The 20,224-nt window shown below is 41.0% G+C and carries 23 protein-coding genes; 13 read left to right on the top strand and 10 right to left on the bottom strand.

The annotated features are described in order from the left end of the window. Positions 1-155: 155 nt before the first annotated feature. From cysZ to crr, 5 genes are all read left to right on the top strand, one after another. Positions 156-884, top strand: a complete 729-nt coding sequence (gene cysZ, locus L3V77_RS04085; protein ID WP_275135846.1) for a sulfate transporter CysZ — start codon at positions 156-158, stop codon at positions 882-884. A 141-nt stretch (positions 885-1,025) separates the two neighbouring features. Then, positions 1,026-1,991 (top strand): cysteine synthase A, encoded by a 966-nt coding sequence (gene cysK, locus L3V77_RS04080; protein WP_275135845.1) that lies wholly within the window; start codon positions 1,026-1,028, stop codon positions 1,989-1,991. Between the two features lie 298 nt (positions 1,992-2,289). Then, positions 2,290-2,547, top strand: coding sequence for an HPr family phosphocarrier protein (locus L3V77_RS04075; RefSeq protein WP_195702530.1), 258 nt, complete (start codon positions 2,290-2,292; stop codon positions 2,545-2,547). Positions 2,548-2,684: 137 nt separating this feature from the next. After that, positions 2,685-4,412 (top strand): phosphoenolpyruvate-protein phosphotransferase PtsI, encoded by a 1,728-nt coding sequence (ptsI, locus tag L3V77_RS04070; RefSeq protein WP_275135844.1) that lies wholly within the window; start codon positions 2,685-2,687, stop codon positions 4,410-4,412. Between the two features lie 46 nt (positions 4,413-4,458). Beyond that, positions 4,459-4,968, top strand: a complete 510-nt coding sequence (gene crr, locus L3V77_RS04065; RefSeq protein ID WP_195702528.1) for a PTS glucose transporter subunit IIA — start codon at positions 4,459-4,461, stop codon at positions 4,966-4,968. 231 nt (positions 4,969-5,199) lie between these two features. On the opposite strand, the gene L3V77_RS04060 is transcribed toward crr, so the two are convergent. From L3V77_RS04060 to L3V77_RS04045, 4 genes are all read right to left on the bottom strand, one after another. Further along, a complete protein-coding gene (locus L3V77_RS04060) occupies positions 5,200-6,330 on the bottom strand; it encodes a flagellin (RefSeq protein ID WP_275135843.1) in 1,131 nt (376 codons plus the stop codon). 236 nt (positions 6,331-6,566) lie between these two features. Continuing rightward, positions 6,567-7,700: a flagellin gene (locus tag L3V77_RS04055; protein WP_275135842.1), complete on the bottom strand. Its 1,134-nt coding sequence runs from the start codon at positions 7,698-7,700 to the stop codon at positions 6,567-6,569. A gap of 109 nt (positions 7,701-7,809) precedes the next feature. After that, positions 7,810-8,709 (bottom strand): Dyp-type peroxidase, encoded by a 900-nt coding sequence (locus tag L3V77_RS04050; protein WP_275135841.1) that lies wholly within the window; start codon positions 8,707-8,709, stop codon positions 7,810-7,812. Positions 8,710-8,795: 86 nt separating this feature from the next. After that, on the bottom strand, positions 8,796-9,254 hold the full coding sequence (locus L3V77_RS04045) for a DUF2919 domain-containing protein (protein ID WP_275135840.1): 459 nt from the start codon (positions 9,252-9,254) through the stop codon (positions 8,796-8,798). Between the two features lie 85 nt (positions 9,255-9,339). Here L3V77_RS04045 and L3V77_RS04040 point away from each other — a divergent pair, with 85 nt between their 5' ends. Both L3V77_RS04040 and L3V77_RS04035 read left to right on the top strand, forming a co-directional pair. Further along, positions 9,340-9,687: a DUF2956 domain-containing protein gene (locus tag L3V77_RS04040; protein ID WP_275135839.1), complete on the top strand. Its 348-nt coding sequence runs from the start codon at positions 9,340-9,342 to the stop codon at positions 9,685-9,687. A 7-nt stretch (positions 9,688-9,694) separates the two neighbouring features. Further along, positions 9,695-10,078, top strand: coding sequence for a DUF4156 domain-containing protein (locus L3V77_RS04035; protein ID WP_275135838.1), 384 nt, complete (start codon positions 9,695-9,697; stop codon positions 10,076-10,078). 68 nt (positions 10,079-10,146) lie between these two features. Here L3V77_RS04035 and L3V77_RS04030 read toward each other — a convergent pair whose 3' ends face one another. Together L3V77_RS04030 and L3V77_RS04025 are read right to left on the bottom strand one after the other, a co-directional pair. Beyond that, entirely contained in the window at positions 10,147-10,431 is a 285-nt protein-coding gene (locus tag L3V77_RS04030; protein WP_195702521.1) for a helix-turn-helix domain-containing protein, read from the bottom strand. A gap of 415 nt (positions 10,432-10,846) precedes the next feature. Continuing rightward, entirely contained in the window at positions 10,847-12,760 is a 1,914-nt protein-coding gene (locus L3V77_RS04025; RefSeq protein WP_275135837.1) for a methyl-accepting chemotaxis protein, read from the bottom strand. 325 nt (positions 12,761-13,085) lie between these two features. On the opposite strand from L3V77_RS04025, the gene L3V77_RS04020 reads away from it, so the two are divergent. The 4 genes from L3V77_RS04020 to L3V77_RS04005 are packed head-to-tail and all read left to right on the top strand — an operon-like array spanning position 13,086 to position 15,514. Next, the gene (locus L3V77_RS04020; protein WP_275135836.1) at positions 13,086-13,433 is read left to right on the top strand and encodes an ArsC family reductase; all 348 of its coding nucleotides are present in this window, start codon (positions 13,086-13,088) and stop codon (positions 13,431-13,433) included. Between the two features lie 15 nt (positions 13,434-13,448). Further along, positions 13,449-14,585 (top strand): succinyl-diaminopimelate desuccinylase, encoded by a 1,137-nt coding sequence (dapE, locus tag L3V77_RS04015; RefSeq protein WP_275135835.1) that lies wholly within the window; start codon positions 13,449-13,451, stop codon positions 14,583-14,585. Between the two features lie 55 nt (positions 14,586-14,640). Next, entirely contained in the window at positions 14,641-15,318 is a 678-nt protein-coding gene (locus tag L3V77_RS04010) for a M15 family metallopeptidase (RefSeq protein WP_275135834.1), read from the top strand. 4 nt (positions 15,319-15,322) lie between these two features. Beyond that, positions 15,323-15,514, top strand: a complete 192-nt coding sequence (locus L3V77_RS04005) for a DUF2897 family protein (RefSeq protein ID WP_275135833.1) — start codon at positions 15,323-15,325, stop codon at positions 15,512-15,514. A gap of 27 nt (positions 15,515-15,541) precedes the next feature. Here L3V77_RS04005 and bamC read toward each other — a convergent pair whose 3' ends face one another. Together bamC and dapA are read right to left on the bottom strand one after the other, a co-directional pair. Further along, a complete protein-coding gene (gene bamC / locus L3V77_RS04000) occupies positions 15,542-16,564 on the bottom strand; it encodes an outer membrane protein assembly factor BamC (RefSeq protein WP_275135832.1) in 1,023 nt (340 codons plus the stop codon). A 58-nt stretch (positions 16,565-16,622) separates the two neighbouring features. Then, positions 16,623-17,501 carry a 4-hydroxy-tetrahydrodipicolinate synthase gene (gene dapA, locus L3V77_RS03995; RefSeq protein WP_275135831.1) on the bottom strand — a complete coding sequence of 293 codons (879 nt, stop codon included), beginning with the start codon at positions 17,499-17,501 and terminating at the stop codon, positions 16,623-16,625. A 207-nt stretch (positions 17,502-17,708) separates the two neighbouring features. Here dapA and L3V77_RS03990 point away from each other — a divergent pair, with 207 nt between their 5' ends. After that, positions 17,709-18,251: a glycine cleavage system protein R gene (locus L3V77_RS03990; RefSeq protein ID WP_275135830.1), complete on the top strand. Its 543-nt coding sequence runs from the start codon at positions 17,709-17,711 to the stop codon at positions 18,249-18,251. Positions 18,252-18,264: 13 nt separating this feature from the next. Continuing rightward, positions 18,265-18,729, top strand: coding sequence for a thioredoxin-dependent thiol peroxidase (gene bcp, locus L3V77_RS03985; protein ID WP_275135829.1), 465 nt, complete (start codon positions 18,265-18,267; stop codon positions 18,727-18,729). A gap of 49 nt (positions 18,730-18,778) precedes the next feature. Here bcp and L3V77_RS03980 read toward each other — a convergent pair whose 3' ends face one another. Together L3V77_RS03980 and L3V77_RS03975 are read right to left on the bottom strand one after the other, a co-directional pair. Beyond that, entirely contained in the window at positions 18,779-19,855 is a 1,077-nt protein-coding gene (locus L3V77_RS03980) for an AI-2E family transporter (RefSeq protein ID WP_195702511.1), read from the bottom strand. Further along, a complete protein-coding gene (locus L3V77_RS03975; protein ID WP_275135828.1) occupies positions 19,848-20,084 on the bottom strand; it encodes a sulfurtransferase TusA family protein in 237 nt (78 codons plus the stop codon). The genes L3V77_RS03980 and L3V77_RS03975 overlap by 8 nt, the downstream gene beginning before the upstream one ends. Positions 20,085-20,224 lie beyond the last annotated feature (140 nt).

Here is a 20,224-nt window from a genome sequence, read left to right as displayed (position 1 = left end):
ATCTACCTACTTTACCAAAAGTGTATGAAGTTTTTGAATAAATTAATACGTGTAGTTGCCAAGACCATGTGACAGCTACCACGAATTTCTCATTTTGAAAGTTTCATAACCCATAGGTACAATACCTTTCTAACATTTCACAAAGAGAAATAAAAATGAAACAGAGTGGCTTTGGCTATTTTTTCCAAGGAATGAAACTAGCTTTAACTCCCGGTATTCGCAGATTTGTTCTTTTCCCTTTGCTGGCTAACATACTTTTAGTCGGTAGCGCCCTTTTTTACCTGTTCTCTCATCTTAACGATTGGATAACAGGATGGATATCCTATATACCAGATTGGCTATCTTGGCTATCGTATCTATTATGGCCAGTCCTGACCATTACTATTTTAGGTACTTTTTCCTATATCTTTAGTACGTTAGCAAATTTAATTGCTGCACCTTTTAATGGGTTACTAGCGGAAAAAGTCGAAGAAAAACTCTGTGGCAAGTTAGACAGTGACCAAAACCTCATTAGCATTATTAGAGATACCCCACGCATTATTGCTCGTGAACTGCAAAAAATTGTCTATTTCCTACCTAAAGCGATCGGATTATTTATCCTATTATTTATACCTGCTTTAGGCCAAACAATAGGCCCAGTACTTTGGTTTATCTTCTCTGCATGGGTAATGGCTATTCAATATTGCGATTATCCTTTTGATAATCACAAAGTATCATTTCACGAAATGCGCCAAGATCTTAAGCAGAATCAATCTAAAGCGTATGGTTTTGGCATTTGTGTCGCATTCTTTACCGCTATACCTATATTAAACTTGTTCGTTATGCCAATTGCAGTATGCGGCGCGACAGCGATGTGGGTAGAAGAGTTTAAAGATAAGCACTAAAAATCCAAAAAAATATGATGATAATTCGAACGTTCATTAATATGTTATAACTTTTGGGTCTTTTTGCTTTTTTTAATAGGGCTTATTATTCTTAACAACAACACAACATATGAAATCGCGTGTAGAAAAGGACAACTATAAATGAGCAAAATTTTTGAAGATAACTCTCTAACAATTGGTAACACTCCTCTTGTTCGTCTTAACAGAGTAAGCGGCGGCAATGTTTTAGCCAAAATAGAGTCTCGTAATCCTAGTTTTAGTGTTAAAGACCGAATCGGTGCAAACATGATTTGGGAAGCAGAGCAGTCCGGTAAATTGAAAGCGGGTGTGGAACTTGTTGAACCAACAAGTGGTAACACTGGTATTGCTCTGGCATTTGTTGCTGCAGCCCGCGGATATAAAATCACCTTAACAATGCCAGAATCAATGAGCCTTGAGCGTCGTAAACTTCTAAGAGCACTCGGTGCAAAACTAGAGTTAACTGAAGCGGCCAAAGGTATGAAGGGCGCGATAGCTAAAGCAGAAGAAATTGTTGCAAGCGACCCTGCAAAGTATCTTCTTCTTCAACAATTCAATAACCCAGCAAACCCAGCCGTTCACGAACAGACGACTGGACCTGAACTCTGGGATGCTACAGACGGTGAAATAGATGTGTTTGTAGCTGGCGTTGGTACAGGTGGCACCATCACAGGCACCGCACGCTACTTCAAAGGCAAAGACAAGGCGGTTACTTCGGTTGCTGTTGAACCAGCAGAATCTCCAGTGATTGCCCAAGCATTAGCCGGTGATGATATCCAACCTTCCCCACATAAGATTCAGGGTATCGGTGCAGGCTTTATCCCTGAAAACCTAGATCTGTCGTTGATTGACCGCGTAGAGTCCGTCACATCTGATGAAGCGATTGAAATGGCTCGCCGATTAATGGAAGAAGAAGGTATTCTTGCTGGTATTTCATCGGGTGCAGCCGTTGTAGCAGCGAACCGCATTGCAGCGTTACCTGAATTTGAAGGTAAGACTATTGTGACCTTATTACCAAGTTCTGGTGAACGCTACCTAAGTACCGCTCTATTTTCTGGATTGTTTACAGAAAAAGAAAACGCGCAGTAAATTTGTAATAAAAGTGTGCTTAAATCAAATTTTGCGTTAAAAAAGCCCCTTTATGGGGCTTTTTTGTTGATCCCTGTAAATCGTTTGGTACTATCAGGATATGTTTTATTTTGAAGCTAGAAATAAAACAATATAGATAGAAAATTAAGAGATAAGGTATATTTTACATACAAATACCTTATCTTACTGGTAAATGGTTTTACATATGTCTTATTTTCACTTTGTATTTGTGGGCAAGACATATCGTTAAGTTAAACTAGTACTTAAACAATAAATAAATCGATTGGGGTAATATCACATGTATCAAAAACAAGTAGAAATCACTGCGGAAAACGGTCTTCACACTCGTCCAGCGGCTCAGTTTGTTAAAGAAGCTAAATCATTCGACGCAGATATCACTGTGACTTCTAACGGTAAAAGCGCTAGCGCAAAAAGCTTATTCAAGCTTCAAACTCTAGGCCTAGTTAAAGGTACTGTTGTTACTCTATCTGCTGAAGGCCCACAGGCTCAAGCTGCTGTAGACCACCTAGTAGCACTTATGGATACCCTTGAGTAACAGCCAAGCACTCCAAAATACAAGGCCATTTTGTTAAAAGCAAAATGGCTTTGTTGGACTTAGCGGCAAAACTCTACTACATATACTTAGTTAACCACTCTACTCTCTTTTACTGTTGACCAAATTAAGGTAAGGCTATGATTTCCGGCATTCTAGCATCTCCTGGTATTGCTTTTGGTAAAGCACTACTTCTTCAAGAAGACGAAATTGTTCTAAATACTCACTCAATTTCTGACGACCAAGTTGAAGCTGAAGTTAAACGCTTCTACGAAGCACGTGATAAATCCGCGTATCAACTTGATATTGTCAAACAAAAAGCTCTAGAAACATTTGGCGAAGAAAAAGAAGCCATTTTCGAAGGCCACATCATGTTGCTTGAAGACGAAGAGTTAGAGGCAGAAATTTTAACACTCGTAAAACATGACAAGATGCATGTTGATAATGCAATCTATACGGTTATTGAAGAGCAAGCGGTAGCACTAGAATCTTTAGATGATGAATATCTAAAAGAACGCGCAACAGATATCCGCGATATCGGTTCACGTTTTGTTAAAAATGCTCTTGGCATTAACCTCGTCTCTCTTAGCAATATCGATGAAGAAGTCATTCTTGTCGCTTACGACCTAACCCCTTCTGAAACAGCACAAATCAACCTAGACTACGTATTGGGTTTTGCATGTGACATTGGTGGGCGTACATCACACACATCCATTATGGCTCGCTCTTTAGAGCTTCCAGCTATTGTTGGTACAAACAATGTCACGGCTCAAGTTAAGAACGGTGACATGTTGATTCTAGATGCAATCAACAACAAAATTATTGTTAACCCTTCTGAAACAGAGCTTACTGAAGCGCGAAGTATCCGTGATACTTTCATCGCAGAAAAAGAAGAACTAGCAAAACTAAAAGATCTTACCGCTATTACTACTGATGGCCACAGAGTTGAAGTATGCGGTAACATCGGTACTGTTAAAGATTGTGATGGTATCATTCGTAACGGTGGTGAAGGTGTGGGTCTATACCGTACTGAATTTCTGTTTATGGATCGTACTTCTCTACCAACAGAAGAAGAACAATACCAAGCCTATAAAGAAGTTGCTGAGGCAATGGAAGGCGAAGCCGTTATTATCCGTACTATGGATATAGGTGGTGATAAAGACCTCCCTTATTTAGACCTACCCCAAGAAATGAACCCATTCCTTGGTTGGCGTGCCATTCGAATCAGCTTAGATCGTCGTGAAATTCTTCGTGACCAACTTCGCGGTATTCTACGCGCCTCTGCGCATGGCAAACTTCGTATCATGTTCCCAATGATCATCTCTGTTGAAGAGATTCGTGAGCTTAAACAAGCAATTGAAGAGTATAAAGCTGAACTTCGTGCTGAAGACTTAGCGTTTGACGAGGAAGTTGAGATCGGCGTTATGGTCGAAACTCCAGCAGCAGCGGCAATTGCACACCATTTAGCAAAAGAAGTTTCTTTTTTTAGTATTGGTACTAACGACTTAACCCAGTATACTCTAGCTGTAGACCGTGGTAATGAACTGATTTCTCACCTATACAATCCACTATCGCCTGCTGTATTAACTGTTATCAAGCAAGTGATTGATGCCTCTCACAAAGAAGGTAAGTGGACTGGTATGTGTGGTGAGTTGGCTGGTGATGAACGCGCAACTCTACTTCTTCTGGGTATGGGCCTAGACGAATTTAGTATGAGTGGTATTTCAATTCCTAGCGTTAAGAAAATAATCCGTGGTGCGGATTACGCAGAAGTTAAAGCTATGGCTGATGAAGCTTTAGAAATGGCGACTGCGGCAGAAATTGAAGCTCATGTTGAAAAATTTATCGCAGAAAAATCCATCTGCTAATATAATCCAATAGAATAGAATAAAATTAAACGTTTAGGAGCACGACATGGGTCTGTTTGACAAGCTTAAAAAGCTAGTATCTGATGATAGCGCTGATGCGGGGGCAATCGAAATCATCGCACCAATATCTGGTGAAATTGTTAACATCGAAGATGTGCCAGATGTTGTTTTTGCAGAAAAAATTGTTGGCGATGGCATCGCGATCAAACCTTCTGGTGACAAGATGGTAGCTCCAGTAAACGGAACTATTGGTAAAATCTTTGAAACAAACCACGCTTTCTCTATTGAGTCGGATGACGGTGTTGAGTTGTTTGTTCACTTCGGTATTGATACTGTTGAGCTGAAAGGTCAAGGTTTTACGCGTATCGCTGAAGAAGGTCAATCAGTGAAAGTAGGCGACACAGTAATTGAATTTGATCTTGCCTTCCTAGAAGAAAATGCAAAATCAACTTTAACGCCAGTGGTTATATCTAACATGGACGAAATCAAAGAGTTAAATAAACTTTCTGGTTCTGTTGTTGTTGGTGAGAACCCAGTTCTACGCGTAACGAAATAATTCATTCGATTAGCGCTTAGTAACGAAATAGAAACCGTTGATGTTTACATCAGCGGTTTTTTTATACCTTTAAAAACTAAAACGGAACAAATTTCGTCCTCTTTCTTTACTCACGTTGTTCGATTCTCGATTTAAGATGCCTATATAGGCTGACGTCGCTTTCCTTAAGACAACAAAACCCAGCCATATAGGCTGGGTTTAAGGAGATGACAACGGGTGTTGTTGTCAGAATTAACCGAGTAAGCTAAGTGCTGTATTCGGTGCTTGCTTCGCTTGAGCAAGTATTGACGTTGATGCCTGTTGCAGGATTTGAGACTTAGTCATCGCGGTGGTTTCTTTCGCGAAGTCAGTATCCTTGATTCGGCTGTTAGACGCGTTAACATTCTCGTTAATGTTGTCTAGGTTATTGATTGCGTGGTCGAAACGGTTTTGGAATGCACCAAGCTCACTTCGATGGCTGTCCACATACTTCATCGCTGCATCTACAACAGCAACCGCTTCTTGCGCTCCACCGACAGAAGTCACGTCAAGAGTATCGACCGTTACCGCCGTTGCTGGGCCCATACCAAGCTCACCCGCTAGGGTTCCACTGAATGATACTTCGCCTTGAACCGTGTTGTTACCAGCAAAAACTTGTAGACGACCATCTTCATCAACAGAAGCACTCACTGCATCTTGCTGACCATTGATGTACGTTGCTAGCTCTTCAATATCGTCGCCAGCTTTCGCATTAACGGTAAATTCTTGTACATCGCCAGATTTGTTCGTCAAGCCGATAACCATTGTTGCATCTTTAGATACAGCCCAATCTTTACCTTGACCATTCTCCGCTTTGTAAGCGCTACCGCCCATCATCGCATTATCTGAACGCATGTCTTTTAGGCTAAGCATGACCGCTTCACCATTATCCGAACCGATTTGGAAAGATTTCGTTCCGTGTGTGCCGTTAAGCAGTTTGTTACCACCGAATGATGTGGTTTCCGCTATTCGGTTTAATTCGTCGTTCAGTGCTGTTACTTCTTCTTGAATCGCTACACGCTCTTGTTTTGAGTTAGAGCCGTTGGCAGATTGAAGTGACAAATCACGAACACGTTGAAGGATGTTCGATGTTTCTTTCATCGCGCCTTCAGCGGTTTGGGCAATCGAAATACCGTCGTTTGCATTTCGTACTGCTACGTCTAAGCCACGGCTTTGTGCATTCAAACGATTCGAGATTTGTAGACCCGCTGCATCGTCTTTTGCGTTGTTGATTTTAAAGCCAGAAGATAGGCGTTCCATTGAGCTGTTTAGGTCGCTCGCGGCGCCAGACAAGTGACGTTGTGCTGTCATTGCGGCTACGTTTGTATTTACATTTACTGCCATGGTGATTCTCCAATTGATTTTCCGTTAAAGCGGTTTCCGACGTCTCGGAAAACCAAGTAGTTCTCTCAAAGTTACTTTTTATAACGGCTTATATTGGGAATTCTTTAGAAAAAATTTTAGAAAAATCAGAAAAAAATGCCTCTGAGCAGGAAAACGTGAAGAGAGTAATAAAATAGTCAGTTTTTTAAAGTAAAGGCTAAAGTTCTTCAATTTACGGCCGAGAGCCGTCGTTGAATTTAACCCAGCAGGGTTAGTGCTAAATTAGGCGTTTGTTTCGCCTGTGCTAGAACAGTCGTGCTCACCTGTTGAAGTATTTGTTGTTTTATCATCTGCGTGGTTTCTTTAGCAAAGTCGGTATCTTTGATTCGACTCTTAGAACTGGCTATATTCTCGTGAATATTGTCGAGATTACTTATCGCGTGACTAAACCTATTTTGATAAGCACCAAGCTCTGAACGATGGCTATCAACAAACTTCATCGCACTATCTATAACAGCAACCGCTCTTTGAGAGCCCCCTACAGTGGTAAGGTTTAAATCATGCACAGTTTCGATGATTGGACCAGACATCTCAAGTTCATTGGCAAGATTACCGCCAAAACTCATTCTACTGCCTGCTTTATCACCTGCTATATATATCTGTAACTGCCCATCCTCATTCACTGACGCCGATACCGTATCGGTCTGTCCATTAATGTAAGTGGCTAACTCTTCAATATCGTCGCCATGCTTCGCTTTTATATGAATCGTTTCATCTTGACCACGATTATTGGTGAACTGCATAACCAAATGATTCTGTCCGGGCTTAACTTGCCATTCTTTATCAGCCAATCCGTTAGCAATGTAACTAAACCCACCCATATTCTTAGTATCAGAACGCATGTTTTCTAAATCTACTTGAACGGCCTCACCTGACGATGCGCCTATTTGAAAGGACGCACTAGCAAAATTACCATTCAATAATTTATTACCACCAAATGATGTCGTTTCGGCAATACGATTAAGTTCATCATCTAGCGCCGTCATCTCTTCTTGAATAGCCACTCGCTCGGACTTACTATTCGAGCCATTCGATGACTGAAGAGAGAGATCTCGCATTCGTTGGAGAATGTTGGTGGTCTCTTTCATGGCGCCTTCTGCCGTCTGCATAATAGAAATACCATCATTTGCATTACGAACAGCGACATCTAAACCACGCATTTGAGAATTGAGGCGATTGGAGATTTGTAGACCTGCAGCATCATCTTTGGCGCTATTAATACGGTTTCCTGAAGACAAGCGTTCTAAAGACTGATTCAACATATTCGTTGACAGACTTAGGTTTCGTTGTGCAATCAATGCAGAAACATTGGTATTAACAGTAACAGCCATAGCGCCTTCTTAAATAGGGATCTCAGGCTGTTATCGGCGCTTCAGCGAAAAACTTTAGGAAAAAGAGAGCCTAGAATTGGCTCTCTTTGAGGAAAGAATACAAGGTCGATTAAACCTCTAATGCTTGTAACATTTCACTTGATGGTGCAAAGAAATAAGCACCCGTTACTGCTTGAGTAAAGCGTAACATTTGATCACTTTTTCCATCACTAACACCATACATACTCTCTAGCATAACTTTGATGTTATGTAGGGTGTTACAGTAAGAAAGGAATAATAAACCATGATCGCCAGTAACCGAACCGTAAGGCAAACTGTGTCGAACAATTTTCAGCCCCTGCCCTTCTTCTTTTATGTCGACACGTCCTACATGCGAGGCAACAGGAACATCATCAAGCTCAATGGAGTCGGGCTTGGTTCGTCCAATGACCTTTTCTTGTGCTGTTACCGATAATCTATTCCATGCTGGTAAATTATGAATAAATCGTTGAGCCATAACGTAACTGCCACCAGAAAAGATACCGTCAGGAATAATTGCAACGTCTCTTCTTTCGTCACCAACTGGATTTTCTGTTCCGTCTATGAAATCCGTCATATCTCTGGCATCCATAAAACGATAACCATAGGTTTCATCCACAATATCCACATACTCTGAAATTTCTGTCATTAATTTCCGAAGCAGATAAAAATGCAAATCATGACGATTAGAATGACAATGAATGAGCACATCAACATCCGTTGCAGGCGCAATAATTGTTCCTTCACCAAGAGGAATAAAATCGATTAACTCGTCAGGGACAGGTTGATTAGTTTGGCTCCAAAATGATTTGCTAAACGCAATGGAAGAGGTCAAATCGGCATTCACTTGGCTTCTATTCAGTTCTTCCACCAATGCCGGTATCATTTTTAACTGCTGCACTACTTTTTTTGGCTGTGATTTAACCTTAATTTGGACATAAAGTGCGAATGGTCCCGCCCCAGGGACGATAGCAGTTTGATATTTTGCCATAACGTGTCTCCAAAAAATTCATCTAACGAGTTAATTTATATTATATATAATTGAATGTACTGAATTAAAACTATCCATGCATTCTCTTAGCTTAATAACGGTGAACGAAAACAATCTTTTACTCTTTTACTTCTCGAAATATAGATCATCAACCAAATGAGACCTAACAGCGTAACTGCATTCGCCCAACCAAATTGAATATTATCAAGATAGATTTGATAGATAACGAGCCCCATCTGGATCAATATCGTTAATATCGTTGTGATTTTTCCATATGAAACCACTCTACAGATCCTTTTTCGATCCGGTTTGCGAAGACCAAGTAGCCAAATTAGGACCAGCACAGGAAAACCCATGATCAAGCCAAGATATAACGCTGCATGTACGGGGTATATGATTTCTAAAAGCTTCGCTCCCATATCCCTGCTCGCTCCCGCGACGATGAAGATGATCCAAGCCTTGGCTAAAAATAACCAGCCTACCCACAGTAATTTGGGCGCTTTTAAGAATCCGTCACTGTCATACTCTTCTATTGAATAACGCACTTATCACTAACTACATCAATTTATTTATCTAAGAGGATATATCATATAATCTATGTAGGTTACTCATTTTTCTGTAAGAATCTCTATGACAATCAATAAAAACCAGATCTCACCTGAATCACAAGCGGAAGCAATGAAAATAGCCAAAGCAACACAAAAGCCAGGGCAAACTAAAGACCAAACAAAACTGATTGCTCAGGGTATAGAAAAGGGCATTGCTCTATATAAAAAACAGCAAAAAGAGAAAAATCGACAAGCCGATCGAGCACGAAAAAAGCATCAAAAAGAGAAACAAACTGCATCCAATGATCAAAACGATACTCAGACTGCGCAAATCGAGCCTGCACCTACTAAAAAAAGCAACCAATTAGCCCCATGGCTACTACTATTAGTAAGCTGGATTGCATTTATTGCTTATTTATCTCTAGGTTAGGGTCGTCATGATAAAATGGTTCTCTTTTTTTTGTGTCAGCTTCTTGGTCGGGTGTAGCATACCTAGCAAGACTTTGCTCTCTGAGGCTTCTCAGGTACATATTCGTACGGATAGCGTTTACCGATTTCAATATTGTGAATGGAGGGGCGAAGTAACCGGCAATGAAGGTCATTGGTATAGCTACCTTTTCTTTGCTAACGACACCATGATTCGAGGGGCGTTAAACGAGATGAAAAACCATGCGCATGAAATGGGTGCAAATACTGTCTTTTTGCTCAGTCCAATTGATTTTGCAACATCAGTCACATTCGTTGGCACCGCTTACCTGTGCAATTACCCCGATGGCGACTTATCTCTTCCGATTAACATCATAAATAACGGCCTTAATTAAACAAAAAGCGCCGACATCTATTGTAAGGCGCTTCTTTCATATAAAAAGTAATCTATTATAATTTAGGTTCAACGAAAACCGAGTGTAGATGCTATTTCGACTTTGCGTTCCAGAACCCATTGGCTATCAAAAGGCCCCCAATCAGATAACTGATAGTACCCATCATTATGCCTTCGGCCATCTTGAACAAACATAAGTTCAATCCCTATGCCAGGTAATGCTTTCAGCACATCTTGAATAGTCCTACGCGGCCATCCAGTTTTTTCGATCAATTTAGGCACATTCGGCCTATCTAAATTTTCTACTAAAAGCGCCAAATACAGCCTTCTCGCAAAAACAGGACTCAACTCCATCGATATCTCCATTACTACTTTGTCTAGAGGACTATTGATTTCAATAAATAAAATTGACAACGTGTGCCATTATTTCTTTTTCCCTATGATTGTTTTTGCGTTCGATCAATAAGTGCACATTCTTAATTCCATTTAGGGAAATATGTGCAATAGATTACAATTAATTGTTATTTTATCTGATCGGAAGGTTCTTGATAGGGTTTACCTTAAATCGACAATAAAGGGAATAAAAGTGATAACTACCCTATATGACATTACAAACTTTGAGCAGATGTATTCTTTAACGATAAGGTGAAGCTGCACTTAAGATTGGCGATAAATGCACTAAGTGACGTGCATCAAAAAGGTCAGAACGAAAAGCTTCTGACCTTTTATTAAAAACCGTCAACCTACTATAAGCGGAACAACGTAATAATTACTGAAGCTTAAAACGTCCGACAATACTTGTCAGTTGACTATTTGCCGCCGCGAGCGCCGAGGCTTCATTGTCAGCATCCACTCCACTCGCGGAAATAAGCTGAACCATTTCCTGAATCTTCGTCATATTACGAGTAATCTCTTCAGCAACGGAATTCTGCTGTTCTGCTGCTGTGGCAATCTGCAAGTTTAGATTATTGATCCCCTCAACTGAATTACTGATCTGGTCCAGATCAGTAACAACCAGAGATGTCTGAGTGGAAGCATCTTCACAGCTGGATTTAGTGCTGATCATGGTACTAATCACCTTCTCTGAGCTACTAGTTAACCGATTGATGGTACCTTGAATTTCAGAGGTACTTTGTTGAGTTCGAGATGCCAATGCGCGAACTTCATCTGCTACAACAGCAAACCCACGTCCCTGCTCTCCTGCTCGTGCCGCTTCGATAGCCGCATTTAGTGCGAGCAGATTGGTTTGATCCGCGATATCACCAATGACCTTAAGCACATCCGCAATTTCAGAAATCTCATTGCCCATTTGATTAATATGGCCAGAAGCTTCCTCAACTCGCTCAACGAGTTCACTTACTGTCTGAGTTGCTCCGGTCACGACCCGCTTTGACTCTTCTGCTTGGGTATTTGTTTTACCTGTAAATTCAACTGCATCAGCGGTATTTTTAGCGACATCATTTGATGTGGCGCTCATTTCATCCAGAGCGACAACCACTTGATCTGTCTCACTTTTATGCTGACCTAGTACAGAGGCATTGTTTCTTGTCAGTTCCTGCAAGCCGGAAATGCTACCGCTAATGTGGGTCGATGCCTGCGAAATATCCAGCATCATGTTCTGTAAGTTTTCCACAAAGATATTGATATTTTCTGATATTTGACCAAGGTCATCCGATCTCGTGATTGGTAGACGTTTGGTAAGGTCACCATTTCCGCTTGAAAGGTCTTGCACGGTCTTCTTTAGCGCCAATACTGGCTTGTAAGCTTGAGCAAGCACCAGTGAAAGCAGTATGGCAGAAACAATAACCAGTATTATTGTCGTGATAACGGAAGAAGCTAATGATTCATCCAGAACCTTGTAGACAACCGATTTATCCAATCCTACCAATATGTGCCACTTAGTGGCATCCGTTAGCTGAATAGTCTGGAAAAATGCGACTTTGTCCGTACCAAGCAGTGAGAACTCAAACACGCCTTTATCTTCGGTCAACATCGCGTTTTCAACCCCAACCAATTCAGCAAAATCTGAAAGGCGGGATTGACCAGGAACATCAACTTCGCCCGTTGATGCGATAGTCAATCCGGTATTGTCATATAACGCCGCAATGGCACCATTGAACACGGATTTTTCAACAATTCTGGTCAGTGCTGTCAGCTCTACATCCGCAAGAAGTACGCCATCAAGTTTACTATTCGAGTAAAAAGGCGTGGCGATACTGACCATTAGCGTACCCGTTGATTTACCTGTATAGATATCCGTTATAATAGTTTTTCGGCTATTTTTTGCAGCAGTATACCAGCCTCGTACTCTCGGATCGTATTTACCTTCGTCGTACCGACCTTTGTTACTATTCAAGGCACTACCATCTTCATAGCCCACAACAATAGCCGTAGCATCTGACAATTTATCGATATTAGTTAGCAGTGACATCACCTCATCATCACCTTTCAAACCAATAAATAGATCAGCTGCAACCTCAATATCTTGCTTTATACCTCTAATAAAACCTGATGTTTGCTCTGCACCGTGTTGAATGCGCAACATCGAATAACTATCGGCTCCTTGTGTCGCGACAGTAGCCAACCGGTTAAATGAGACATAGGATAAAATACCCATCGATAAAATCAGGAAAGTGATTGCCGCGGTAATGATGCGGCCTTTAAAATTGAGAATATTATTCATAGACAACTCTTTGGGTAATAGACGTTAATTTATTGTTAATTATAGTTTATTTTTTTCAATCGTAAGACTAATACAATCCCGATATCTTGGGAACACTGAACCGTACAAAAAACGGTTTAATGTTGATATGTGGGGGTCTATGCATACTCAACTAGTCCCTTATCAAGACATAATCCAGCCATACCTTGATGGTCGACCTACTCGTATTTCCAAGAGTTAACTGCCTGCAGGAAGAAATATGTCATAGATTAGATTTTGTTGTTATTTTGTTTGATAGGCAGGTTCCTGATAGGATTCACGTTAAAGCGACAATAAAGGAATAAAGATGACTATTACCATGTACGGTATTCCAAACTGCGACACCATAAAAAAAGCCAAAAAATGGTTACAAGAGGCAGATATCAGTTTTGATTTTCACGATTACCGTAAAAACGGGGTAGATAACAACCTCGTTGAAGGTTTTTGCCAGCAACTAGGCTGGGAGCAGGTACTGAATAAAAGAGGGACAACTTATCGTCAATTGACTCAAGAGCAAAAAGAGAGCATAGATCAACAATCTGTCGTTCCATTGCTGGTAGAACATCCAGCCATGATTAAGCGACCTATACTTAACGTAGACGGTCAGCTTCATATTGGCTTTAAAGCCCCTCAATATTCAGACATTTTCAAGTAAAAGGATTTTTCTAACATGAATGACAGCCCAGTATTGGCTTTAGCTAAAGATTTGATCAGTCGACAATCCGTCACACCTGAAGATGCCGGATGCCAAGTAGTCATGATAGATAGACTGAAAGCATTGGGGTTCAACATTGAGGTGATGGTATTTGACGATACCACCAACTTTTGGGCCCGTCGCGGTACTGAAGCACCTTTATTCGCCTTTGCTGGGCATACAGATGTAGTGCCGTCTGGTCCTTTAGAGCAGTGGCATACCCCACCTTTTGAACCGACTATTATCGATGACCATCTGCATGGTCGTGGTGCTGCGGATATGAAAGGCTCTTTAGCTTGTATGATTGTCGCTGTGGAGCGCTTTATTGCTCAACACCCCGATCATAAGGGATCGATAGGTTTTCTTATCACATCGGATGAAGAAGGGCCATTCATTAATGGTACGGTCAAAGTGATTGAAACACTGATGGCTCGCAATGAGAATATTGATATGTGTATTGTAGGTGAACCTTCAAGCACTCATTTCACGGGTGATATTGTCAAAAATGGTCGCCGAGGTTCGATCACCGGTGACATTAAAGTTAAGGGTATTCAAGGTCATGTTGCCTATCCTCATTTGGCAAATAACCCCATACATCAAGCGCTACCAGCACTATCCGAATTAGTAACAACAAAATGGGATGATGGCAATGCTTACTTCCCACCCACTAGCTTTCAAATCCCAAATCTGCACGCAGGAACGGGGGCATCAAATGTGATCCCTGGAGAATTTAACGTACAGTTTAATATGCGCTTTAGTACTGAGCTAAATAATGATGAGATAAAACGTCGAATTCACTCTACACTCGATTCATATGGGTTAGATTATGATGTAAATTGGACACTTAATGGTGACCCATTTTTAACCGATCATGGGGCGTTGTTAGAAGCCGTTGTTGAAGCCGTTGAAGAGATCAATCATACCAAACCACAACTCCTCACCACAGGGGGAACGTCAGATGGTCGTTTTATCGCCCGTATGAACTGTCAGGTAATCGAGCTTGGACCAGTAAATGCTACCATTCACAAAGTAAACGAATGCGTCAACATCGCTGATCTAGAAAAACTGACCGACATGTATGAGAAAACGCTTCAAAAGCTGTTAGCTCTATGACACTAGATATGAGTAGACAGAGGATGGAAGTAAGCCTCTGCGACGATGTGATCGAATGAATAAGCAGCAATTAACAGGGTTAACTGAATCTCACCTAAAGGTTATTCAGACTGAATATCAATCTATCAAGGTCAACTATTTGATAGAACAAGATATAGAGCGTCTTGTTATTGCTGCCAGTAAGGCTGGATTCCAACTAGAGGTAGCAAGTGGGTTTCGAGATTTCCAACGACAAAAGTCAATCTGGAATAGAAAGTGTTCGGGTCAAGCCGTCATACTAGACGATCAAAGCCAACCCATTGTTTTTAGTACGCTCACTGAGCAACAGCGCCTATTTGCTATCTTGCGATGGTCAGCCTTGCCGGGCGCGAGTCGGCACCATTGGGGCACTGATCTCGACATTTATGCAAAAAACCTATTGCCTCATGGCAGTAGGTTACAATTGGAGCCATGGGAATATTTAACGGGCCATCAGGCACCTTTTTATAACTGGCTGTGTGAACACCTTTCGCTCTTTGGTTTTTTCTTTCCGTACAAAAGAGATCTCGGAGGCGTTGCAGCAGAACCTTGGCATATAAGCCATCGAGAAAGTAGCGAAGCATATTTAGCTGAATTGTCAGCCTCATTAATATTAGAAACACTAGCAATAGAAGATGTGTTGGATTTACAAACCATTACAGCCAATTTTGATACTATCTACTCACAATACATCACCAATATTTGCAAGGATTAATAACATGATTGATTTTCTTTTAAACCCTTGGGTGATCAGCATTATTATACTCAGTGTCGTAGTGGGTAACATTGCGGCACTTAAGTACACCGCCAATATGAAGTTTGGCCAACCAGACAAGAAAAAAAGTGATTTAGACAGACTAAACGAACTAGATAAAGAACGTCAAAAGCAAACAAAAAAGGACACAAAATAGTGTCCCTTTTATTACTTAATTTTAACGTTACTCTTGTTTTGCAATCACAGCAGCAAGGGTAGGAACAATCGATTCTAGTACTTCGGCAGTAACAGGTTTACCCGCACTATCGGTAACGTTAATCGAGGTTCGGTTCCCCATATCCCCCAAAAGGAAGGTATACGTTTTGCTTTCTAGACTAAGAGGCTTAGTACCGATAGAGGTCCAGAACTCATCATCTGGTTCCGAGTACTTGGCCTTGATCAAACCTTCTGACTGATTACGTTCTTCAAGCTGGAAACCAACCTCAGGTAATACGCTGACTACACGCTGCCAAAAAACATTGTATGGAGCACGTGCAATAATAACAGGCAAGCCACTTCTATCCTTACCCATGCTTATCGGAATTTGCTTAACAAGTTGAAGCGCTTTTCGGTTTGCTTCTGTTCTCAGTTTTTGATCGTAGGTCGACGTAATAACATTTGTCATAAATGTATTGTACCTTTCTTTATTGGTACGACTTACTTCTTCAGCAGAACCATTCTCTCGCCAATCAATGAGGCTAACACGAAACCCATAGCGACTATTCGCGTTAAATTGTTCAAACAAATAGCGAGCCTCAATCAGTTTCTCTTCGTCTTCTGAACGCCATGAAATCCAATCCGTTTCGATGTATTTATCGTTATTAACTCTAAGTTTAATATCCCTCTCGAGAACCATCTCTTGGACTGTTGTCCATACGCTGTTCATTTCATCCTCTCGGATAAGCCACATCGTTACAACCCCATCCTTGAGCTCAGAGCGAGCACCGGGTATGAGTTCCAATATCTGTTGAGGGGGACGAATATCGACACTACGGCCTATATTTCCATCAAAATCTCCCGTAGGAATCTCATAATTGGGATAAAACTCGCCTTTCGCTCCTTCTTGAACTGTCCAACCTTCAAAAGGAACGGTTTCAAGATATCCGAAATCATCTTTAGCTTGGCGTCTTTGTTCTGGACTACCTGAACACGCACTTAAAACAAGAACAGCCAGTGAACCAATCACTAGCTGATGAGAAAACTTCATTAGCACTCCTAATAAAATTCGAGATAAGAATGAATCCATCTCGAATTTATTTTCTAACTTATAATATTCCAGCTTCGATTAACGCTTGCTTTACAACAGGCTGTGCTTCTTCAGAAAGCACTGTCAGCGGCAAACGCATACTGCCATCATCAATAAGGCCCATCTGATGAACAGCCCACTTAACTGGGATTGGATTTGCTTCAACAAATAAATTTTTATGTAGTGATGTTAAACGTTTATCAATCTCAGCGGCTTCTTCGTACTTACCTTCTTTCATAAGATTGAACAGTTCTGCCATCGGCTTCGCCGCGACATTATTGCTGACCGAAATAACACCTTGACCACCTAATCGGACAAATTCTACTCCGGTAGCATCATCACCACTTAGTAAGACGAAATCTTTGCCACAAAGTTCACGGTGAATGGCAACTCTTTCTAAATCACCGGTTGCATCTTTAAGCGCAACAATGTTTTCAAGCTTCGACAAGCGAGCGACCGTTTCTGGCAACAAGTCTACCGCAGTACGTCCGGGCACATTATAAAGAATAACTGGCACTTCACTTACATCATTCACCGCTTTGAAGTGTTGATATAAGCCTTCTTGCGTTGGCTTGTTGTAATAAGGCGTCACGCTGAGGACACCAACAATACCAGAATTATTTAGCAAGCGACTAAACGTTACGGCTTCGTGAGTTGCATTCGCCCCTGTACCGGCTATTACAGGAATACGGCCATCAGCACACTCAACTATTTTATTCACTACCTTAACATGCTCTTCAATCGTTAACGTAGCTGATTCACCAGAGGTTCCAACAGCGACAATACCATCGGTGCCTGACTCCACATGGAAATCAACCAATTTTTTTAGGCCGTCGTAGTCAACTTCACCATCACTTTTGAATGGGGTAACTAACGCAACAATACTTCCTGAAAACATGTCTATCTCCCTTTAATTTCACTACTTGCATAATAATGCATGAAACTCAGGTAACACAAGGGATTAAAGTGTGATGTTTTACACTAAACGGTGGAATAATTGCACATTTATCCATTAATCTAACAACCCATCGAAAACTCGTTTGTTATTTATCCAAATACCAACTGTGCTAGTATTTATAAATAACACATTAAAAAATTAAATATTATGTCTCAACACCTAGTAATCACAGCTGTAGGAACAGACCGCCCTGGTATATGCAACCAAGTTGTTCATCTTGTTACCCGCTCAGGATGTAACATCGTAGATAGCAGAATCGCACTATTTGGCAGTGAGTTCACTTTGTTAATGTTGGTTTCAGGAAACGCCAACCATATTACTCGCGTGGAGACCACTCTCCCTGTTCTTGGTCAAGAACACGGGCTCATCACCATGATGAAGCGAACCTCCCCTCATCAAGACCTTTCTCACTGCTACACTATTGAGGTTTTTATTGAATCTGATGATAAGAAGGGATTAACCGAGCAATTTACTCAGTTTTTCGCCGATCGAAATATTGGTTTAGCATCGCTGAGTGCTCAAACTATTGATAAACATAAATTAAGCAGTGATAACAATTTATTCCAAATCGCGATGAGTGCCACGGTTGAGGCAGAATATAATTTGATGCAGTTACAAGAAGAATTCAATCAACTTTGTGCAACATTAACGGTGCAAGGTTCTCTAAATTTTATAAAAAACAGCCAATAAAAGGAAGTCTGTAATGGATACATTAACGGCAGGGACACGTGCGCCTAATGTCACTTTGCTCGACCAAGATGGGAAAGAAACCTCTATATCTGATTTTAAAGGAAAGAAAGTACTATTCTATTTTTATCCAAAAGCGATGACCCCTGGATGTACTGTCCAAGCTCAAGGACTTAGAGACATAAAGAAGCAGTTAGATGATCACAACGTGGTTGTACTAGGTGTAAGTATCGACCCGGTAATACGCCTAGGTAAATTTATCGAAAGAGATGAGCTCAACTTCACGCTTCTATCAGATGAAGATCATGCAGCAGCAGACCAGTTTGGCGTCTGGGGTGAGAAGAAGTTTATGGGCAGAATTTACGACGGCCTTCATCGAATATCATTCTTAATTGATGAAGACGGTGTCATTGAGCAGGTCTTCAATAAATTTAAAACCAAAACCCATCATGAAGTCATTCTTGATTACTTGAATAAATAGTACCGCGAATATAACCGTCATTCCCGTTAAAACTGGAATGACGGAATTTTTACTCTTCAATCGTTAATGCACCAGAGGTTTCCTGATTCTTAATCGCGTTCCATACCGCTTTCACCAACGTGGCAAGAGGAATAGCAAAGAACACGCCCCAGAACCCCCACATCCCACCAAAAACAAGCACTGCACCTATAATCGCAACGGGGTGTAGATTGACGGCTTCTGAGAATAATACTGGCACCAATACATTTCCATCTAGTGCCTGAATAATACCGTAGGCGGCAAGTAGCCAATAGAATTCAGGGGTTACACCCCACTGGAACAAACCAACAATGGCTACAGGGACGGTCACGGCTGCCGCACCAATATAAGGAATGAGAACCGATAAGCCCACGGCAACACCAAGTAATGCTGAGTATCTTAGATCCAACAAAACAAAGGTTATGTAGCTAGCAGAGCCCACGATAAGTATCTCAACCACTTTACCGCGAATATAGTTCGCTATTTGTAGATTCATTTCTTGCCAAACCTTCGTGGCTAGACGGCGGTTCTGCGGTAATAAACCACTCAAAATAGACAACATTTCCTCTTTGTCTTTGAGCAAGAAAAAAATCAATAACGGCACAAGAATCATATAAACAGCCAGCGCCGCCAAGTTAATCAACGAAGCCAAAGAACCTTTTACTACTGTTTCACCCAACCCCAACACCTGAGTTTTGGTATTTTCAAAGATAGACTCAACAATTTGAAGATTAGCAAGTTCTGGGTATTGCTCTGGTATGGTATTCAAAAATTCTTGGAAGCCATTATACATAGTCGGTATATCATTGATTAGATTGCCAACCTGATTCCAAATGGTCGGTACTAACCCGAAAACGGCTAGAATCATAACGCCAACAAAAATGAGCAGTACCATCATAACGGAGATAACACGCGGAAGACCAAAACGAACCAATTGACTAGCTGGCCACTCTAACAAGTATGCAAGCACTATGGCCACTAACAAAGGGGCGAGTAAGTGCCCGAAGAAATAGATGGTAATAAATCCAACGAGCAGAATGGCAATTAAACTCGCTGCATGTGGATCCGAAAAACGTCTTTTATACCAACGACTAACCATATCAAACATCTAGATAGCTTCTCTTATTATTTACTGTCAATACATAGTGATCTTGTCTTTCTTCAACATGCACTAAAATGTGGTGCCTTTCAAAAAAACGAACAATATCACTCATAGAACTCAAATCACGAATCAGAATAATAAATGCTCTACCACCTGAATTGGCATGCTCCCTTTTGGCTCTTAATAGCGCCATAGGACAACGCTCTTCACGTAAATTAAGAATATAGGGTTTCATTCTATTGTGTGATGCTTATTATAAAGAGATTATTGTAAAGGGTTTTGATAAAAAGGGCTTCTCTTTTCAACTTAACTTTTTACGTCACAAAAATAAATCTACAACTAACACGCTTTATTTCGCTATATTTGCTAAGACAA

The sequence above is a fragment of the Vibrio sp. DW001 genome, from assembly GCF_029016285.1.
Taxonomy (GTDB): domain Bacteria; phylum Pseudomonadota; class Gammaproteobacteria; order Enterobacterales; family Vibrionaceae; genus Vibrio.
Note: the sequence above shows the minus strand (reverse complement) of the source record. Positions and strands in the feature narration are given on the sequence as shown.

Excerpts from the sequence above, each read along its gene's own strand:
- cysZ (WP_275135846.1), top strand. The coding sequence starts at position 156 with ATGAAACAGAGTGGCTTTGGCTATTTTTTCCAAGGAATGAAACTAGCT.
- cysK (WP_275135845.1), top strand. The coding sequence starts at position 1,026 with ATGAGCAAAATTTTTGAAGATAACTCTCTAACAATTGGTAACACTCCT.
- L3V77_RS04075 (WP_195702530.1), top strand. The coding sequence starts at position 2,290 with ATGTATCAAAAACAAGTAGAAATCACTGCGGAAAACGGTCTTCACACT.
- ptsI (WP_275135844.1), top strand. The coding sequence starts at position 2,685 with ATGATTTCCGGCATTCTAGCATCTCCTGGTATTGCTTTTGGTAAAGCA.
- crr (WP_195702528.1), top strand. The coding sequence starts at position 4,459 with ATGGGTCTGTTTGACAAGCTTAAAAAGCTAGTATCTGATGATAGCGCT.
- L3V77_RS04060 (WP_275135843.1), bottom strand. The coding sequence starts at position 6,330 with ATGGCAGTAAATGTAAATACAAACGTAGCCGCAATGACAGCACAACGT.
- L3V77_RS04055 (WP_275135842.1), bottom strand. The coding sequence starts at position 7,700 with ATGGCTGTTACTGTTAATACCAATGTTTCTGCATTGATTGCACAACGA.
- L3V77_RS04050 (WP_275135841.1), bottom strand. The coding sequence starts at position 8,709 with ATGGCAAAATATCAAACTGCTATCGTCCCTGGGGCGGGACCATTCGCA.
- L3V77_RS04040 (WP_275135839.1), top strand. The coding sequence starts at position 9,340 with ATGACAATCAATAAAAACCAGATCTCACCTGAATCACAAGCGGAAGCA.
- L3V77_RS04035 (WP_275135838.1), top strand. The coding sequence starts at position 9,695 with ATGATAAAATGGTTCTCTTTTTTTTGTGTCAGCTTCTTGGTCGGGTGT.
- L3V77_RS04030 (WP_195702521.1), bottom strand. The coding sequence starts at position 10,431 with ATGGAGTTGAGTCCTGTTTTTGCGAGAAGGCTGTATTTGGCGCTTTTA.
- L3V77_RS04025 (WP_275135837.1), bottom strand. The coding sequence starts at position 12,760 with ATGAATAATATTCTCAATTTTAAAGGCCGCATCATTACCGCGGCAATC.
- L3V77_RS04020 (WP_275135836.1), top strand. The coding sequence starts at position 13,086 with ATGACTATTACCATGTACGGTATTCCAAACTGCGACACCATAAAAAAA.
- dapE (WP_275135835.1), top strand. The coding sequence starts at position 13,449 with ATGAATGACAGCCCAGTATTGGCTTTAGCTAAAGATTTGATCAGTCGA.
- L3V77_RS04010 (WP_275135834.1), top strand. The coding sequence starts at position 14,641 with ATGAATAAGCAGCAATTAACAGGGTTAACTGAATCTCACCTAAAGGTT.
- L3V77_RS04005 (WP_275135833.1), top strand. The coding sequence starts at position 15,323 with ATGATTGATTTTCTTTTAAACCCTTGGGTGATCAGCATTATTATACTC.
- bamC (WP_275135832.1), bottom strand. The coding sequence starts at position 16,564 with ATGAAGTTTTCTCATCAGCTAGTGATTGGTTCACTGGCTGTTCTTGTT.
- dapA (WP_275135831.1), bottom strand. The coding sequence starts at position 17,501 with ATGTTTTCAGGAAGTATTGTTGCGTTAGTTACCCCATTCAAAAGTGAT.
- L3V77_RS03990 (WP_275135830.1), top strand. The coding sequence starts at position 17,709 with ATGTCTCAACACCTAGTAATCACAGCTGTAGGAACAGACCGCCCTGGT.
- bcp (WP_275135829.1), top strand. The coding sequence starts at position 18,265 with ATGGATACATTAACGGCAGGGACACGTGCGCCTAATGTCACTTTGCTC.
- L3V77_RS03980 (WP_195702511.1), bottom strand. The coding sequence starts at position 19,855 with ATGTTTGATATGGTTAGTCGTTGGTATAAAAGACGTTTTTCGGATCCA.
- L3V77_RS03975 (WP_275135828.1), bottom strand. The coding sequence starts at position 20,084 with ATGAAACCCTATATTCTTAATTTACGTGAAGAGCGTTGTCCTATGGCG.